19 protein-coding genes and 1 pseudogene are annotated in these 14,636 nt (G+C 62.0%); 2 read left to right on the top strand and 18 right to left on the bottom strand.

Features of this window, described 5'->3' with window-relative positions; translation table 11 throughout:
• Nucleotides 1-102 precede the first annotated feature (102 nt).
• The 13 genes from G536_RS25530 to G536_RS0100420 all read right to left on the bottom strand — a co-directional run bounded on the left by G536_RS25530 (nucleotide 103) and on the right by G536_RS0100420 (nucleotide 9,397).
• Nucleotides 103-384 (bottom strand): YidH family protein, encoded by a 282-nt coding sequence (locus tag G536_RS25530; protein ID WP_022821621.1) that lies wholly within the window; start codon nucleotides 382-384, stop codon nucleotides 103-105.
• Between the two features lie 9 nt (nucleotides 385-393).
• Nucleotides 394-1,056, bottom strand: a complete 663-nt coding sequence (locus tag G536_RS0100475; RefSeq protein WP_022821620.1) for an MBL fold metallo-hydrolase — start codon at nucleotides 1,054-1,056, stop codon at nucleotides 394-396.
• 88 nt (nucleotides 1,057-1,144) lie between these two features.
• On the bottom strand, nucleotides 1,145-1,618 hold the full coding sequence (locus G536_RS0100470) for a hypothetical protein (RefSeq protein ID WP_022821619.1): 474 nt from the start codon (nucleotides 1,616-1,618) through the stop codon (nucleotides 1,145-1,147).
• An 83-nt stretch (nucleotides 1,619-1,701) separates the two neighbouring features.
• Nucleotides 1,702-2,352, bottom strand: coding sequence for a TMEM175 family protein (locus G536_RS0100465; protein WP_019949216.1), 651 nt, complete (start codon nucleotides 2,350-2,352; stop codon nucleotides 1,702-1,704).
• 3 nt (nucleotides 2,353-2,355) lie between these two features.
• Nucleotides 2,356-2,643 carry a hypothetical protein gene (locus G536_RS0100460; RefSeq protein WP_019949217.1) on the bottom strand — a complete coding sequence of 96 codons (288 nt, stop codon included), beginning with the start codon at nucleotides 2,641-2,643 and terminating at the stop codon, nucleotides 2,356-2,358.
• A gap of 65 nt (nucleotides 2,644-2,708) precedes the next feature.
• Complete coding sequence (locus G536_RS0100455; protein WP_073112413.1) at nucleotides 2,709-2,915, bottom strand: hypothetical protein; 207 nt, start codon at nucleotides 2,913-2,915, stop codon at nucleotides 2,709-2,711.
• Between the two features lie 116 nt (nucleotides 2,916-3,031).
• Nucleotides 3,032-3,748: a substrate-binding domain-containing protein gene (locus G536_RS0100450; RefSeq protein ID WP_019949219.1), complete on the bottom strand. Its 717-nt coding sequence runs from the start codon at nucleotides 3,746-3,748 to the stop codon at nucleotides 3,032-3,034.
• A 61-nt stretch (nucleotides 3,749-3,809) separates the two neighbouring features.
• Entirely contained in the window at nucleotides 3,810-4,766 is a 957-nt protein-coding gene (locus G536_RS0100445) for a molybdate ABC transporter substrate-binding protein (protein ID WP_019949220.1), read from the bottom strand.
• 53 nt (nucleotides 4,767-4,819) lie between these two features.
• The gene (locus tag G536_RS0100440) at nucleotides 4,820-5,314 is read right to left on the bottom strand and encodes a DsrE family protein (protein ID WP_019949221.1); all 495 of its coding nucleotides are present in this window, start codon (nucleotides 5,312-5,314) and stop codon (nucleotides 4,820-4,822) included.
• A 74-nt stretch (nucleotides 5,315-5,388) separates the two neighbouring features.
• Entirely contained in the window at nucleotides 5,389-6,519 is a 1,131-nt protein-coding gene (locus tag G536_RS0100435) for a c-type cytochrome (RefSeq protein ID WP_022821616.1), read from the bottom strand.
• Between the two features lie 140 nt (nucleotides 6,520-6,659).
• A complete protein-coding gene (locus G536_RS0100430; protein WP_019949223.1) occupies nucleotides 6,660-7,730 on the bottom strand; it encodes a YeiH family protein in 1,071 nt (356 codons plus the stop codon).
• A gap of 227 nt (nucleotides 7,731-7,957) precedes the next feature.
• On the bottom strand, nucleotides 7,958-8,359 hold the full coding sequence (locus tag G536_RS0100425) for a hypothetical protein (RefSeq protein ID WP_022821615.1): 402 nt from the start codon (nucleotides 8,357-8,359) through the stop codon (nucleotides 7,958-7,960).
• A 126-nt stretch (nucleotides 8,360-8,485) separates the two neighbouring features.
• Nucleotides 8,486-9,397 carry a LysR substrate-binding domain-containing protein gene (locus tag G536_RS0100420; RefSeq protein ID WP_022821614.1) on the bottom strand — a complete coding sequence of 304 codons (912 nt, stop codon included), beginning with the start codon at nucleotides 9,395-9,397 and terminating at the stop codon, nucleotides 8,486-8,488.
• A 104-nt stretch (nucleotides 9,398-9,501) separates the two neighbouring features.
• Here G536_RS0100420 and G536_RS33010 point away from each other — a divergent pair.
• Nucleotides 9,502-9,837, top strand: a pseudogene (locus G536_RS33010) (recombinase family protein).
• Between the two features lie 316 nt (nucleotides 9,838-10,153).
• Here the strand turns inward: G536_RS33010 and G536_RS0100400 are convergent.
• From G536_RS0100400 to G536_RS0100390, 3 genes are all read right to left on the bottom strand, one after another.
• Nucleotides 10,154-10,900: a type IV toxin-antitoxin system AbiEi family antitoxin domain-containing protein gene (locus G536_RS0100400; protein ID WP_022821612.1), complete on the bottom strand. Its 747-nt coding sequence runs from the start codon at nucleotides 10,898-10,900 to the stop codon at nucleotides 10,154-10,156.
• Nucleotides 10,901-11,042: 142 nt separating this feature from the next.
• A complete protein-coding gene (locus G536_RS0100395) occupies nucleotides 11,043-11,624 on the bottom strand; it encodes a TlpA family protein disulfide reductase (protein ID WP_026879710.1) in 582 nt (193 codons plus the stop codon).
• A gap of 625 nt (nucleotides 11,625-12,249) precedes the next feature.
• Entirely contained in the window at nucleotides 12,250-12,879 is a 630-nt protein-coding gene (locus G536_RS0100390) for a DUF305 domain-containing protein (protein WP_022821610.1), read from the bottom strand.
• 274 nt (nucleotides 12,880-13,153) lie between these two features.
• On the opposite strand from G536_RS0100390, the gene G536_RS30070 reads away from it, so the two are divergent.
• Nucleotides 13,154-13,522: a DUF2141 domain-containing protein gene (locus tag G536_RS30070; RefSeq protein WP_169515017.1), complete on the top strand. Its 369-nt coding sequence runs from the start codon at nucleotides 13,154-13,156 to the stop codon at nucleotides 13,520-13,522.
• 95 nt (nucleotides 13,523-13,617) lie between these two features.
• Here G536_RS30070 and G536_RS0100380 read toward each other — a convergent pair whose 3' ends face one another.
• Entirely contained in the window at nucleotides 13,618-14,241 is a 624-nt protein-coding gene (locus G536_RS0100380; RefSeq protein WP_022821608.1) for a helix-turn-helix domain-containing protein, read from the bottom strand.
• Between the two features lie 12 nt (nucleotides 14,242-14,253).
• Entirely contained in the window at nucleotides 14,254-14,631 is a 378-nt protein-coding gene (locus G536_RS0100375) for a cupredoxin domain-containing protein (protein ID WP_022821607.1), read from the bottom strand.
• Nucleotides 14,632-14,636: the final 5 nt, after the last annotated feature.

Below are 14,636 nucleotides of genomic sequence, written 5' to 3'. Positions count from 1 at the left end.
GCCGGCTGCTGACCAAAAAGGCCCCTGGTGCATGACGCATCAGGGGCCTTTTTTATGGGTGCAAACGCTTTTGCCTCGGGTAGCACCGGGGGTGTTTGTTGCTCAACTACCGCCGCCAGCCGGGAGCTGGCAGGTCGCCAGCTCCCGGCGGTGCGCCCGAAAGCGCAGCAGCCCTACCGCCAGCACCAATCCCGCCACGGCCAGCGCGGAGTACCCCAACCGGCCGCCCCGCTCGGGGTGAAATTGAAGGAGCGCCAACCCGAAGCCCACCAGTGCCAGGCTGGTGCGCACGTAGGTGAGCAAGGTCCGCTCATTGGCCAGCCGGGTCCGTTGCAGGGCCAGCCGGTCCGACAGGGTGAGGGGGTTGGTGGGGGTAAGCGGCATGGGGGTGGGCTACGTGAGGGTAATGGCCGCGCCCGGTTCGGCCAGCCGGTGAAACGTGATGCCGTGCTTCTCAAAGTACGGCCCGTAGTTCTCGTAGCGCTGCTGCACGAAGAAGGGCTTGATGTAGCCGTCGTGCACTGGCAGAATCTGCTGCGGTCGCATTTTCAGGGCGAAATCGGCCACCACGAGCTCCGTGAGAAAAGGCGCGGTGATGGGCAGAATGAGCAGCTCCACGCCCGCGAAGGGGAGCAGATTATGGGCAAAAGAGTCGGCCGGGTTCAGCACCTTGCCATTCACCAGCCAGGCTGTCATCTGTGGCAAGGGGCTGTCGAGAATGGCCTCGTGCTGCACCGGCAGGGCGTGCAGCTGAAACGCGCCCAACTCCAGGGGGCCTTCCTCGTGGATTTGCACGGCCAGGCCGTGCTTTTTCAATTCGGCCGCCACTTCACGATTGGAAATGATGACGGCCTGGTGCAGGGCCACGATTTTCTTTAGCGCCACCACATCAAGGTGGTCGGGGTGGTCGTGGGTAATGAGGACGACCGAGACGTCCTTAAAAACCTCCGGTTGCACCAGGCCTTCGTTGAAGGAAAACTTGCCGGGGTCGAAGAGAATTTGTTGGCCATCCAGCTCAAACAGCAGGCAGGAATGGATGTACTTGGTGATTTTCATGACCAGACTTAAATAGTGGGGCAGGACGGAAATGCGCGCCGAGAAGAGCGGAAATTTAACTAGCAAACGCTTACGGAAACCAGCGCTGCTAGACCCCTGCCGCCTCCTGCTGCTGGCGCAGGTACGCATACAGCCCGCCCAGCACCAGCCCGAACACCGCGTTGGCAACAAAAAAGTACGCCATGCCGCCGGCCGTCAGCACGTGCCCGCCCGCCAAGCCCTGCCCCAGCAGCGGCAGCACCACGAAGCCGTTGAGGACCCAGGGCAGCAGCGAAAACAGGCCGCCTTTTACCCAGCCATTGTCCGGCAGCCGGGGTTCGAACACCAGCACGTACAGCCCCACCATGCCCAGCCCCGTGAGGTAATGAAACAGCAGCTTGAAGCCCTCGGGCAGCCCCCCGGCCGGCAACACCGGCGTGGTATGCAGCAGTACAAGCTTGAGCAGGCCACCGCTTTCGGCGTTGACGGCCATCAGCGGGGCCGCTTTCAGCCCCAGAGTATTGGCGGTGATGGCGACCACGCCGGCCAGCAGGCCCAGGTACAGGCGGGGGTGTTTTTTCATGGGAGGGAGCAGAAAGGAAATAGGACAGGCAATGGGGGAGTATACGGCCACCCACGCGGCACCATTTGGCCCCGATGGGTTCTTCAGTCGCCCAGCCAGCGGTCGGCCACCAGGCCCAACGCGTAGTTAAGCTGCACCAGCAGCAGCAGCCCCGCCCCGGCCGGCACGCTGAGCAAGCACAGGCCCGCCGCTGCCGCGTACTGCACCTGCATCAGGCCCAGGCGGCGCACCAGGGCCCGGCCCACGGCCGCGTGCTCGGGCCGCAGCAGTCCGTGGCGCTGGGCGTAGCGGTAGCTGCCCAGCAACGCCCCGCCCAGCAGCAGCAGGTTGGCCCAGTACACCAGCACGGCCCCGCGCAGGGGAAAATGGGTGGTGAGAAACGCCGTGGAAAAGGGCAGCAGCCCCACCACCAGCAGAAAGGCAATGTGCCACCAGGCCAGCCGGCGGTCGCTGCGCGCCAGGTAGGTGAACTGCGTGCTCTGGCACACCCAGAAAATGCCCAGCGAGAGAAACCCCAGCACGTAGCCCCCGATGCTGGGCAGCAGCGCCCGCAGGGCCGGTCCCACGTCGGCCTCGGTGCGCACGAGGGCGGCGGCCGGCACCCGCAGGTTGAGCACGAGCAGGGTCATGGCGATGGAAAACACGCCGTCGCTGAGTGACTCGATGCGGCGCAGGCTCTGGCCCGCTACTTCAGTGTAGGCCAGGGGCGGTGCGTGGGACGAAGACTGGGCCATCGGCTAGCGCGGCGAACCGCCCGCCCGCCGGGTTTTGCGCGGGGCGGGGGCCTGGCGATGGTCCAGCCGGTCTTCCTCCCGAACGAGCTTGGGCTCTTTGCTCAGGCTTTGGCCGTGGTTCACGCGGCCGTCGCGCATCATGCGGCGGTTTTCGCGCAGCAACTTGTCGTCGGTTTTGCCTTCTTTTTTGAGCATTTTGCCGCCTTCCTGGCCGTGACCCGGTGGGTTGATGGCGGTGAGCAGCAGGCCGGTCAGGGCGAGCAGGCCGGGGAGTTGAGCGAGACGGGTCATGGGGTTTGGATGATGGAGAAGCGGTTGCCGCAGGTACGGCGGCCCGTATTTTCAAACTTGCTTTGTTAGCCCAGCTGCAAGCGAAACAGCGTGGAAAGCGTGCCCGCCACCAGAGCCCAGGCCATGCCCGTAAGCAGGTACTGTTTGGCAATGGTCTTGGGGTCCTGGCTGAATACGTAGCGAAACAGCCAGTGCGGCGTTTCGTGGTCGGCCGGGGGGGCGGCGGGCAACGGGGTGCTAGGCACCGGCATCGGAAGCGAAGGAATAGCCATGCGAATGCGGGAAAGCAAGGTGGAATAGTGAAAACCAAGAGCCATTTGCCCGTCCTGCTGAGCGCAGCCGAAGCAGGACGTTCTTCGTGTTTGCTTTCCGGCCGCCAACGCCCGGCCTATTCCCAGCCGTTGCGGCGGAAAATGGCGTGCCCGTCGGCCGACTGCAGAAAGGCCACGAACTGCCGGGCCGCGGCGGCCTGCGTGGTGCGCTGGGTGAGGGCAATGGGCGTGCCCCGACTCACGCGCTGGTCGCGGGGCAGGCGCACGAGGGCCGAGCCGGGCAGGCGCGGCTGCCAGGAGGCATAGGTTATCCAGGCGTCGTAGTCCTGGGGCTTTTGCTGCCAGAGGTCCACGGCCTCGGCGCTGGTTTTGACCGACGTTTTGGTGTTGTGCTGCAGGTTGCTGATGAGGGCGCTGCTGCGGGCCATGTCCTCGGTCATGCCCATCTGGCCGGCCCCGTTCACGTCGAGCAGGCGCACGCCGGGCCGGGCCAGGTCTTCGAGCCGCTTGATGTGCAGCGGGTTGCCGGGGCGCACCAGCACCGCCGACTCCCGGGCGTAGAGGCTGGTGCGGCTGGCTTCGTCGATAAAGCCGGGGTGGGCCAGCGCCGTTTGGGTGAGCATGTACTCGGCCCCGCCGTACACCAGGTCGGCGTCCTGCTGCGCCTGGGCCAGCCACTTGGGCTCGGGGCCGGCCGTGACGGCCACGTCCAGGCCGGTTTGTTTGGTGAAGGCGGCGGCGCATTCCTTCATGGCCGTGGCCGGGCCGCCGGGGCCGTACACGTGCAGGGTTTGGGCGGCGGCCGGCGCGGCCGCGAGCAGAGCAGGAGACATGAGCAATAGAGCGAAGCGGCGGAGCCGGGTAAGCGGGGATGTTTTCATGGGTATTAGCGCGTTACTTAACGGGCGGCAAAAAGCCGTATTTCTGGTACACGGCCTGCCCGTCTGGGCTGTTAAGGAAGGCCACAAAGTCTTCGGCGGCCTTGGCGTGGGGCGCGGCTTTCATCACCCCGGCCACGTAGTTGGCCATGATGTTTTCCTTGGCCGGGATGGCCACGCTTTCCACCGGGTGGCCCAGCATTTTCTGATAAAAGGCCTCCGTGTACCACACCGGGGCCGCGTCGGACTGGTCGTAGAGCACCCGCAGGGGCGACTGGCGGTGGTGAATCTGGGTCAGGTAAGTGCTGCCGGCTTTCACTTTGGTCGTCATCACGGCCGTTTTCAAGGCCGCGCCCCCGGCCTTCTCGTACGATTCCTCGATGCGCTTGCCGATGCCTTCCCATTCGGGGTTAGGCATGCTCACGCGCACCTCGGGCCGGCCCAAATCGCGCAGGCTGGTCACCTTCTTGGGGTTGCCCTGGCGCACGAGGATGGCCAGCCGGTTCTGGGCGTAGCTGGTGGTGCGGGCAAACCACTCCGGCGTCATATCCATGCGGTTTTTGCCGGCCGCGTACACGTCGGGCTTCAGCTCGATGCGCAGGTTGCCTACTACCAGGCTGCCCTGCGTAATCTGCTTAGCCAGGATGCCGGGCGGCAGCGTTTCCACGAAAATGCGCACGTACTCGGGGTGGGCCTTGCGGAACTCCTTCAGCAAATCATCGAGCACCATGAACTGGTTGCCCCCGAAAAACACCACCAACTGCGGGTCCACCACGTCGCCGTAGAGGTCGGGCGCGTTGTCGATGCCCGGCACCGTGAAGGGCACTCCAGCCTGAAACGGCGCGTTCCAGGGCGGGTCAAAGCGGTGGGCCGGCTCGGGCGGCGTGGGCTTTTGGATAGGCATGGTCTGGGCGAAAAGGGCGGCCGGGGCGGCCAGTGCCAGCGCCAGCAGCAGGTGCGGAAGGGGTTTCATGGGGTTGGGTAAGGAAAGCGGAGAAAAGCACAAAAGCAGCGGAGAGCCCGGCGCTACGGATGCACCAGCGACCAGCCCTGGGCCTGCCGGATAATAAGCTCGCCGTTGCCGCTGGGCACGTAGGAAATCAGCGGCAGCAGCTCGTCCTTGCTCATTTTCCTTTCCTTCAGCGTGTTCAGGCACTGGGCCAGAATCACGCCTTTCTGCTTGAGGGCCGTGAGCTGGGCCTCGTAGGGCTGGTCCTTGCGGTAGAGCGTGGTGCCCCCGCCGAAGGCAATCAGCTCCACGGTGAGCTTGCCTTTAAGCCGGCTGTCCTCCAGCGCGTTGCCGATGTTACGCAGCGTCTGCTGGATGAGCTTGGGGTCGTCGCTGTCGAGCTGGTAGATGACATGGTACTGGGCCTGGTCGGCCGTGGCCCCTTGGAAGGCACCTTTTTGAAAAGCTTCGCGGTCATGCATGGCGGTGGCGTTGCGGGTGGCGGGCGTCTGGGCGCGGGCCGAGAGGGTGAGGCCGGCGAGCAGCGCGGCGGTCAGCAGCAGGTGTTTCATGGCAACTGGGGAAAGGGCACCACCGAAGCAGCGCGGTGAAAACGAAAGGGGTGAAACTGGAAATCGGTGCGGGGCTACTCGCCGCCCTTTTTGCCCGCTTCCATCGCCGCGTAGGGACCAAACTGGTGCTGGTGCTGCGTAAACCGGTCGGCGTAAGGCGGGTAAGGGCAGTCGGCGGGCTTCTTTTTCAGGTTGGGGTAGTCCTTTTCCAGGTGGGCCATGCGCGGGCGGGGCAGCGAGTTGATGTAGGCCGCCACGTCGTAGGCGGCGTCATCGGTGAGGATGCTGTGCTCGGCCGTGGCGCCGAAAGGCATGTTGGCCTTGATAAAGCGGGCCGCCGTTTGCAGGCGGTGCATGCCGGCCCCGTCGTTGTAGCTGTCGGGCCCCCACAGCGGCGGGTACTGGTAGCCATCGGCGGCCAGCGTGCCGTTGAGGCGGCCCTGGCCATTGGCTCCGTGGCAGCTGGTGCACTGCTGGGCGAAGACGATTTTGCCCTGCCCGAGATTCGCCTCGCGGTTGGGCATGGTGAACTTAACAAAACCCTGGCCCTTCACCTTCTCCCCCACTGGCACCTGGCGGCCCAGCCATTTCATGTAGGTGATGATGGCCTTCATCTCCTTGCCGTCCACCGGCAGGGGCCGGCCGTTGAGGCTGCGCGTCATGCACCCATTGATGCGGTCCTCCAGGGTGCTGATGGCATCCTCGCGCCCTTTGTAGGTGGGGTAAATGCCCCAGATGCCCACGTAGGGGGCCGAAAACGCCTTCTGGCCGGCCTGCAGGTGGCAGTTCTGGCAGGCCAGGTTGCTGCCGGCCAGCCGCAGGGCCGGGTTGGCCACTTGCGGGCCGAGGTAGTGGGCGGTGTGGGCAATCAGCTCGTGGCCGTAGCGGATGAGCTGGCCCTCCGGGTCGGGCTTCACGCTGTCGAGCACGAAGCGGGCGGGCTGGAAGAAGTTGGTTTTGCTCCCCACAGCCCCCCCGGCAACGTCAGGCAAGCCCGCCGCAGGCCCACTCGCAGCGGCGGCCGTCGTGGCCGGGGCATCGGCCAGCAGGTCGGGCGTTTTGGGGTTGAAGACGACGATGTAGGCCGTCACGGCTACTACCAGCACCATCAGGGCAATCACCCAGGTCAGCAGGCCAGCGATTTTGATGAAGGCCTGCTTGTCTTCCGGCTGCAGCCGAGGCGAGGGGTCGGGAGTGATTTCCATGAGGCCAAGGAGAGAGGTGAAACAGGCGGCAATGGCCAGCCAGCGCGCAAAACAACTTGTTTTGCGGAATGCAGACAGTCAATTAGTTAAATCGGGCAAAGCAAGCGCTACCATTCGGCCGCTCTGCCCCGTTCAGGCGGCTAGACCGTGTGCAGAATCACGTAGAGCGAGCCGGTCGAAATCACTACCCAGAGCAGAATGCCCAGCACGTAGGGCTTTATTCCCACCGAGCGCACCACCTTGGCCGAGAGGCCCGCGCCGATAAAGAACAGCGTCACCGTGAGGCCGATTTTGGCCAGGTTCACCATCACCGGGCCCAGGGGCTTGGCGGCGGGAATAAAGGTGTTGACCAGCATGGCGGCGATGAAACCAAAGATGAAGTAGGGAATTTTCACCTTCACGCCCTTCTGCTTGAATAGCATGGCCGTGCCGATGGAAATTGGGATAATCCAGAGGGCGCGGGCCAGCTTCACGGTGGTGGCCACTTCCAGGGCCTGGTTGCCGTAGGCCGCCGCCGCCCCCACCACCGAAGAGGTGTCGTGGATGGCAATGGCGCACCACAGGCCGAACTGGTTCTGCGTCATGGCCAGGGCGTGGCCGATGGGCGGGAAGGCGAATAGGGCCACGGCATTGAGCACGAACACCGTGCCCAGCGCCACCGACATTTCCTCGTCCTTGGCCCGCAGCACCGGTCCGATGGCCGCGATGGCCGAGCCGCCGCAAATAGCGGTGCCGCACGAAATCAAATGCACCACGTGCTTGCCCAGCCCCAGCCACCGGCCCACCACCAGGCCCAGCAGCAGCGTGCCGAAGATGGACACCACCGTGAAAATGATGCCCTCCTTGCCGGCCTGCACCGCCGCGTGGGCATTCATGCCAAAGCCCAGCCCGATAACCGAGAACTGGAGCAGCTTGGCCGTGGCCTGCTTGGTTTGCGTGGTGAAGGGGTTGCCGATGGTTTGGGCCAGCAGCAGGCCCAGCGCCAGGGCAATGGGCGGCGAGGCCCAGGGCGTGAGGCAGAACACGAAGAACAGCACGAACACCACCTGCTTCAAGGTGAAGTCCTGCCCGAACACCACCCGGGGCGTGTGCAGGTGGCGGAAGAAGCCGGTGGTTTCGTTGAATTCGGGGGCGGCGGTTTCCCCGGCCGGGGCAGGGGCGGGCAGCGGGGTGGAAGCTTGAAGCGGCGTGGGCTGAACTGGGAGGGCCATGAGCGGGAGGGGTTTGTTTCTGAGGCAAATATACGGCGTTGCCCACCGATTGGATTATCCAATAGTATTATCCTGCATAACCAAAGGTTATTGATTGCCCGGGCCGAGCCAGGGTGGCGCGTCCGTTTTGCGTGGCCAAGCCGGCCGCCGCGAGGGCTGGAAACGCCAGCGGCCGGCTCGTGGTGTACGAGCCGGCCGCTGGACGGATGAACTACTGGCCTGAGGGCTTAGAAGCCGGTTTGCTCGTCCTTCAAATCGAATACGTCGCCGCCAGCGTAGCGCGGGTCGTCGAGGGCGTAGGCGGCGCGCTCTTCGGCGTCGCTGCCCCCCTCGGCTGCGGCAATGGCTTCGGGGTGCTGGTTTTGCTCGACGTGCCCGCGCTGCAAATTTGGGTCAGCAATAGCACCGGGTAGGCAGTATTGCTCGGTGGCTGAGGCATTTTTGCCGCGAAATTCGCTGAACTCGTCGGGGTTGTCGTTCGAGCAGTCGTTGGTCGGGGCCTGGTAGTGGCGGGGCGCGGTGGGGTCGGCGGGGTGGCCGAAGTCGCCGTAGTGCGGGGTGCCATCGTGGGCGGCCGGTTCGGCGGCGGGTTGCGCATCGGTTGGGGCGGGCTGCGGAGTGTTTTCCATGAGTATAAGTAAGTCGGGTGAAGATGGGCGAACCACCCGGTCCGCACTACGCTGCAATGGTACGTAAGCTGCTCATAAAGTGGTGCTTTCAGCGGATACCGAATAGTTATCCAGCATCACCATTTTTTATTTGCCCCCCTTCAGCTGCCCCTGCACGAAGCTCAGGAAGCGCTGCGCCGGCCGGGCCAGCACCTGTCCCTGCACCGATACCGCCTCGAACTGCCGGGCCAAGTGCAGCCCGGCAATGGGCACGATTTCGAGCAGCCCGGCCGCCAGCTCGCGGTCCAGGGCCCGGCGCGACACGAAGCCCAGGGCGGTGGGCGCGGCTTCGAGGTAGCGCTTGATGGCCTCCGTATTGTCCAGGTAAATGGCCACGGGCAGGGCGCTGAGCTTGATGTGCTGCGCCCGCAGGGCAAATTCGAGGATTTCCAGCGTGCCCGAGCCCCGCTCGCGCAGCACCAGCGGGTGGGCCAGCGCCTCGGCCAGGGGCAGCGGGGCGGCGGGCGGGCCGCCGGGTGTGGCGCGGCGCACGGCCACCAGCTCGTCGGGCAGCAGCAGCTCGTAGTGCAGGTCGTGGCTCTTGGTGCGGCCCTCCACGAAGCCTAGGTCCAGCTCGCCGCGCAGCAGGGCCTCGGCAATGCGCTCGGAGTTGGCGTTCAGAAACGAGAGCTGCACCTGCGGGTAGCGGGCCTGGAAGGCGGGCAGCAGGCCCGGCAGCACGTACTGGGCCAGCGTGGTGCTGGCCCCCAGGCGCAGGCGGCCGGCGGCCTCGTCGGGGTCGCGCAGGGCCAGCAGCTGGTCCTCCAGCTGCTGCTGAGCGGCGGCGGCGGCATCGGCGTGGGCGTGCAGCAGGCGGCCGGCCTCGGTGAGGGTCACGCGGTTGCCGCGCCGCTCCAGCAGGCGCTGGCCGTACTGTGCTTCCAGCTCCCGGATGTGCTTGGTAACGGCCGGCTGGCTCACAAACAGCTCCTGGCCGGCCTTGGTCAGGCTCAGGTGCCGGGCCACAGCGGCAAATACGCGCAGACGGAAATCGGACATGGCGGCAAAGTACGCAGATGTGACATTTTGATATGGACAACTAAAGGTCGCGGGCGTAGACCGCCTGATTTGGGAAAAAATCAGCGGCACGCTCACAGCGCCCGGTGCTCACCGAGCGGCTGGCCACGTTGCGTGCCGGGGACACGGTGACTTTAGCCCGCCTGAACCGGCTGGGCCGCAACAGCACCCACATCATGTAGGTGGTGGCCGCTCTGCACGCCCGGCAGGTCCGCTTCGTCGCTCTGGACCTAGGCATCGATACGGCCACCCCGGCCGGGCGGGCGGTCTTGGGCCTCTTCGCCGCGCTGGCTGGGTATGGCCGCGAGAGTATCCATGAGCGGGCGACGGCGGGCATGCGACCACCCACGCAAGCAGGCCCTTGCAAACGGCTGGTGCAGAACGTAATCGTCTGTTGGAATTGCCTTTGTCCCAACCAGTAGCTGCTTCATGCCCCGGCGGCCGAGCGCTAGTCCGTGGCAGATTGATGTACTGCCAGCTCACGGGCGAGCTGGCAGCACATCAATCTGAACGGCGAGTTCGATTTCTCGGACGACGCCCTAAAAGATTCACTCCCCTTCGATTTGGAGGCCCTTTTTGCCTTCGACTGGGAGTCTCCTGCGGCCCCGCCCGTTTAACCTTTGTACCAAACTTTTAACCAAGGCCAGTAGTCTTTCTCAATCAAGTCCTGCCGCAAGCCCAAGGTGGCGGCAGTGCCCAGTACCGCTTCGCGAAACGCGACGGGGTCTTGGTGTAAGGTCATTGGATTCGCCACGCGTCACGGTTGGGCAAAGCCTGAGCGGATAAGCCGAGGCGGTACCGGGTTAAAGAATTCAGGGTTTTGGCTAGGTGCGCCGCCAGTTTGGGCTCTTGCAACCCTTCCAGCAAGGCGCCGGTTAGCGCCCGGGTAGCCGGATTATAATGCTTGGCGACGCGCACCAGCTTTTGCTTATCAGAGGCCGACAACGCAGCTATCTTTCGGCTCAGCTGTTGGAGTACGGCAGCTGGCTCACTGGCTGGTAGCCGCTTGAGTCGGCGCAAGGCGTCAAGCAACTGGCGCACTTCTACTTCATCAGGCTTTACGTCGCCCTGGCTGGGTACAAAGCGAATGCGCACGTGGCCAATGCGCTGGGGCTCTTTGCGGCGCGGAGTCGCAATCTCGATTTCTGCCGCCACCTGCGTGGTCAAGCCCAACTGGTTGAAAACCGCATTCCCGGTTGGATAGGTCTGGTTGTCGCGGGTTGTCCGACGCAGGCTGGACTGCACCAACTGTTGCTCGCTGGGAGGTACGGGGCCGAAGCGGCCCGCCGGTGCCACTCGATACTGTCCTTTACCTACCCGTTGCACTTGACCCGACTGGGTTAAGCGTGAAAGAGCCGACGCCAGGGCAGATACGGAAAAGCCTAGGTCCGCGAAATCCTCGTAACGCACGATCTGTCCGGCCGCCTGTTGGCGAAGGTGCCGGAGTAAGCGCAGCTGGGTAGGGGACGTTCGAGAGCGATTCATTTGAGCTGATAACAGCCATAAAGATGATTACTTCTCGTTAAATGCAAAGTTTTTTGCACAGAAAACTTTGCATTTATGTGCATAAAAAATTGATGTATAATACGTTAAGTTTTAATAATGAATAGGATAGGCTTGCTGTGCTCTATCGAGCAAGCCGTTGTAGAAAGCGCAGCATTTGAGGGTTGTCGTAATCACCCAGCCCTTCGTGGCGGTCTATAATGTCCCCGTTGGGGGCAATAAGGAAGGTAGTAGGAATAGACTCCGTGTCGAACACGGCTGGCAGGTCACTTGCTAGAGTATAGATGGGCATCGTGAATCCCCGGCGGGCAATGAAGCGGCGAACCTTCTCTGGATTCTCATCTACGGAGAGGAGCACCAGCGCAATGTTGTCGCTCTGCGTCTTCCCATATAGCTTCTGCAGTCCTGTCATTTCGGCTACGCAGGGTGGGCACCACGTGGCCCACAGGTTTAGCACAATTACTTTGCCTTGTAGCTGGGCCAAGGAAACGGTATTTCCGTCTAGGGTGCGCAACTGCAAGGAATAATCCGCTTTGGGTACGGGGGCGGTGGGCAGTGAAGCCGTGCGCCGAAACAGTCCCGTCGCCAGCCCCAGTTGTTGCACCCGCCCGATTACTTCGGTATGCAAGCCCGTCGCATACAGCGTAACCGGTAGCAGAACGTACAGAATGGGCTGCCACCAACGGCGCCAATTTGGCTGCTTCATAGCGTAATCGGTTTTATGGCTCATCCTTGCCAATGGCGAGTCTGCTGAGCTAATGAACAGCAAACCTACTCGCTAAAGAAGATTCCAACCCTTGCAGTAGGGACATAAAATGGAAAACGGGCCAGCACCACGGTAGGCATTTATACGCTTACGTCTACTGCTTGCATAATTATGCGACAGGCAACCTTTTAACTCCAAAACCACGATTGCATAGTATCTGACTGCTTAGCTGAAGCCATCTCTACTATGCCTGTGCTCAACCATGAGCTTGACGAATTATTCCGTCGAGCGGCAACATGCTATCCAGAGCAGCCCAATAAGGTGACTTGCTGGCTGCAGTTAGCATCCCGCCTACCAAGTTTGGGTAACTCTACGGATTGGGTGTCACTCAAGTGGTGCCTGATTGATAAACCGATGCCTTCTACTGCTTTACGTACTGGCAAAGACGATGAAACGATTAGGTAGCTGATAGGCAACCCCTTTTCACGCTATTGCATTGCTTGGTATCGTTCATAGTCGGACGACTGTGCAACGTGCAGGCAATGTGCTCTCAGGAGCTAAGCGTCTGGTGTAAAACAGAAAAGGCGGCTCAACGAGCCGCCTTTTCTGTTCATTTAGGTAATGATTAGTACTTCTTATGTTCTAGCAGCCACTCCTGTAGCATCTGGATTTCCATGCCTTGCTCGTCAATGATGCTGTGGGCTAGGTTTTTCATTGCCGTGGTGCGGCCGTATTCTATTTCGGCCTGCGAGTTCTCCATGGCGCTGCGGTGGTGATCGACCATGAGCTGCGCAAAATCGAAGTCGATGTCGCCGGTAAGAGGCCGCAAGTCATTGGCTTGCATCATACGCTCCATGCTCTCCATTTGCTTCATGTTGAACGCCGGCACGGCGGGCTGCTGCGGCGGGTGTCTGCTCAGGAAGGCATCCAGTATCCTGATTTCAGCCTGCTGCTTGTCGATAATCTGCTGCGCCATAGCTTTCATCTCCGCATTAGAACCACTTCGTAGCTCTTCCTGGCTCATGGTGATGGCACCTTGATGGTGCATCTTCATCATCATGGCGAAGTCGTTATCGGGATCCTGAGTCTTGGGCATCGCTTGCATCTGCGTCATCATCGCGTGCATCTGGCGCATAAACACGTTGTCGTCGTGTGCCTGCAGCTCCAGCCCATCCTCATCCTTGTCGCAGGAAGTAGTTAGCGTAGTAAAGGCCAGCGCGAGCGCCAGCAGGGGAAAGCGAAAAAGCTTGTTCATCGGTCGTAGTTGAAGTGGAGTAACTGTTTACCAAAACGGCTGGCTGGAGACCAGGATTTACAGCTTGCCGTGCCAGCCTTGCATAATTTCGCTGGCGGCTCCTTACTCACTGGATTAACCGAACTAAAACGGTAGGCCCCCTGTATGCCCGCCTAGCAGGCACCCTTGCGTAACGACCTGCCCTCACCTTCAACTTCTTGCGATGACCTTTTCTGCGCTAGCCTGGCTTGCAACCTCCGTTTTCTGGCCCTTGAGTTCACCGGGTACACCCCCGGTGGAAACGACGGCTGTCAACGTGGTGGTTACCAACTTGGTGTCCGATAAGGCCACGCTCAAGCTGTACTTTTACAACGTGAAGGCCAATTTTCTGGTCCGCAACCACTACACCCTGCTCAAGTACGTCAAGCCCGCCGGACGCACCAAAGTGGTGTACCCCATTCAGCTGCCGCCCGGGGAGTGGGCTATTGCCTTAACCCAGGATCTGAATGAAAACGACCTAGTGGACCGCAACATGGTGGGCATTCCAACGGAGCCCTTCGCCTTGTCCAATAATGTGAAGCCACGCTTTCGGATCCCCACCTTCGACGACTGCAAGTTCACAGTTAAGGGAACAGCTACAACGGTCGCCATTTCCATGAAATAAGCAGCGCCCGATTGCTACCAAAACAACCGGGCTGACAAGTAAGCCCTAACATGAGACTTACAGTGCAGGCCCCTTCACTTGCATAACTTTGCGGTTCAGATCAACGAATCCAAGCTCCGCCGGGCGAGGCTGGCCGGTCCGAGCTTCTGAAATTCGGTGGGCGTCAGGCCTGTTACTTGCCGAAACTGCCGCGAGAGGTGCGCTAAGCTGCTGTAGCCTAACTGTTCGGCTACTTCCGTGACACTCAACTCGCCGTAGCCAATCAACTCCTTGGCCCGCTCCACCTTCTGCCGGATGATAAACTTCTCGATGGTCAGTCCTTCGTGGGAGGAAAACAGGTGCGAGAGGTGGTGGTAATCGCGGCTCAGGTGCTCCTCCAGATAAGCGGAGTAATTGAGCAGCCGCGGCCCAGGCGGAGGGTAGTGAATCAGCGTCACCAGCAGGGTCTTGATTTGCTCCACCAACTGTGCCTTCGGGTCTTCGAGCAGCGCAAAGCCCGCGTCTAGCAAGCGGGTGCGCACCGCTTCCCAATCGGGGGCGGTCCCGTCAGGGGTGGTTACGTCCGCTTCCCCCAGCGCGACGTGATGCACCTGCAAGCCCAGGGCCGCAAGATCTTCCCGGACCACCCGGATGCATTGGGGGCAGACCATATTTTTAATGAGCAACCGGTAGGCGCCGGGTGCGGGTAGGGTGTGGGTCAGGCTCACGTCGTGGATCATTGCCGAAAGTTGTTATTTGACGACCAGACTGCCGCGCAGCATGCCCATGCCGCAGGTAAACTCAAACCGGCCCGGCTTGTCGGGTAGAAGCTCCACCAGCGTGGTCTTGAAGGCAGGCAGGTCGCGGCGAATACTGAAGTCGGGCATCAGCAACTCTTCCGAGCAACTGTTCTCCTCGTCGCGATAGAAGCTAAGCTGCACGGGCTTACCGCGCTCCACTTCAATCACGTCGGGCGAGTAGCCCCCCTTGACGGTGATATCCACTTCCTGCACGCCGCTGGAAGACGAAACGGCACTAGCCGTTTGCCGGGCGGAAAAGAAAAAGTACCACACCACGAACGCGGCCAACCCCAGGCCGCTCAGCGTAACAATGATTTCGGCGGTATCCATGACTA

Source organism: Hymenobacter norwichensis DSM 15439 (genome assembly GCF_000420705.1).
GTDB lineage: Bacteria > Bacteroidota > Bacteroidia > Cytophagales > Hymenobacteraceae > Hymenobacter > Hymenobacter norwichensis.
The sequence above is the reverse complement of the archived record's forward strand: the minus strand, read 5'-3'. Positions and strand labels throughout refer to the sequence as shown.

What these genes read in the sequence shown, in the direction of transcription:
- G536_RS0100430 (WP_019949223.1), bottom strand. Translation starts at nt 7,730, where the DNA reads ATGGCCCTCCCAGTTCAGCCCACGCCGCTTCAAGCTTCCACCCCGCTG.
- G536_RS0100420 (WP_022821614.1), bottom strand. Translation starts at nt 9,397, where the DNA reads ATGTCCGATTTCCGTCTGCGCGTATTTGCCGCTGTGGCCCGGCACCTG.
- G536_RS0100455 (WP_073112413.1), bottom strand. Translation starts at nt 2,915, where the DNA reads ATGGCTATTCCTTCGCTTCCGATGCCGGTGCCTAGCACCCCGTTGCCC.
- G536_RS0100440 (WP_019949221.1), bottom strand. Translation starts at nt 5,314, where the DNA reads ATGAAACACCTGCTGCTGACCGCCGCGCTGCTCGCCGGCCTCACCCTC.
- G536_RS25530 (WP_022821621.1), bottom strand. Translation starts at nt 384, where the DNA reads ATGCCGCTTACCCCCACCAACCCCCTCACCCTGTCGGACCGGCTGGCC.
- G536_RS0100465 (WP_019949216.1), bottom strand. Translation starts at nt 2,352, where the DNA reads ATGGCCCAGTCTTCGTCCCACGCACCGCCCCTGGCCTACACTGAAGTA.
- G536_RS0100400 (WP_022821612.1), bottom strand. Translation starts at nt 10,900, where the DNA reads ATGAATCGCTCTCGAACGTCCCCTACCCAGCTGCGCTTACTCCGGCAC.
- G536_RS0100435 (WP_022821616.1), bottom strand. Translation starts at nt 6,519, where the DNA reads ATGGAAATCACTCCCGACCCCTCGCCTCGGCTGCAGCCGGAAGACAAG.
- G536_RS0100470 (WP_022821619.1), bottom strand. Translation starts at nt 1,618, where the DNA reads ATGAAAAAACACCCCCGCCTGTACCTGGGCCTGCTGGCCGGCGTGGTC.
- G536_RS0100475 (WP_022821620.1), bottom strand. Translation starts at nt 1,056, where the DNA reads ATGAAAATCACCAAGTACATCCATTCCTGCCTGCTGTTTGAGCTGGAT.
- G536_RS0100395 (WP_026879710.1), bottom strand. Translation starts at nt 11,624, where the DNA reads ATGAAGCAGCCAAATTGGCGCCGTTGGTGGCAGCCCATTCTGTACGTT.
- G536_RS0100380 (WP_022821608.1), bottom strand. Translation starts at nt 14,241, where the DNA reads ATGATCCACGACGTGAGCCTGACCCACACCCTACCCGCACCCGGCGCC.
- G536_RS0100375 (WP_022821607.1), bottom strand. Translation starts at nt 14,631, where the DNA reads ATGGATACCGCCGAAATCATTGTTACGCTGAGCGGCCTGGGGTTGGCC.
- G536_RS0100460 (WP_019949217.1), bottom strand. Translation starts at nt 2,643, where the DNA reads ATGACCCGTCTCGCTCAACTCCCCGGCCTGCTCGCCCTGACCGGCCTG.
- G536_RS0100425 (WP_022821615.1), bottom strand. Translation starts at nt 8,359, where the DNA reads ATGGAAAACACTCCGCAGCCCGCCCCAACCGATGCGCAACCCGCCGCC.
- G536_RS0100445 (WP_019949220.1), bottom strand. Translation starts at nt 4,766, where the DNA reads ATGAAACCCCTTCCGCACCTGCTGCTGGCGCTGGCACTGGCCGCCCCG.
- G536_RS0100390 (WP_022821610.1), bottom strand. Translation starts at nt 12,879, where the DNA reads ATGAACAAGCTTTTTCGCTTTCCCCTGCTGGCGCTCGCGCTGGCCTTT.
- G536_RS0100450 (WP_019949219.1), bottom strand. Translation starts at nt 3,748, where the DNA reads ATGTCTCCTGCTCTGCTCGCGGCCGCGCCGGCCGCCGCCCAAACCCTG.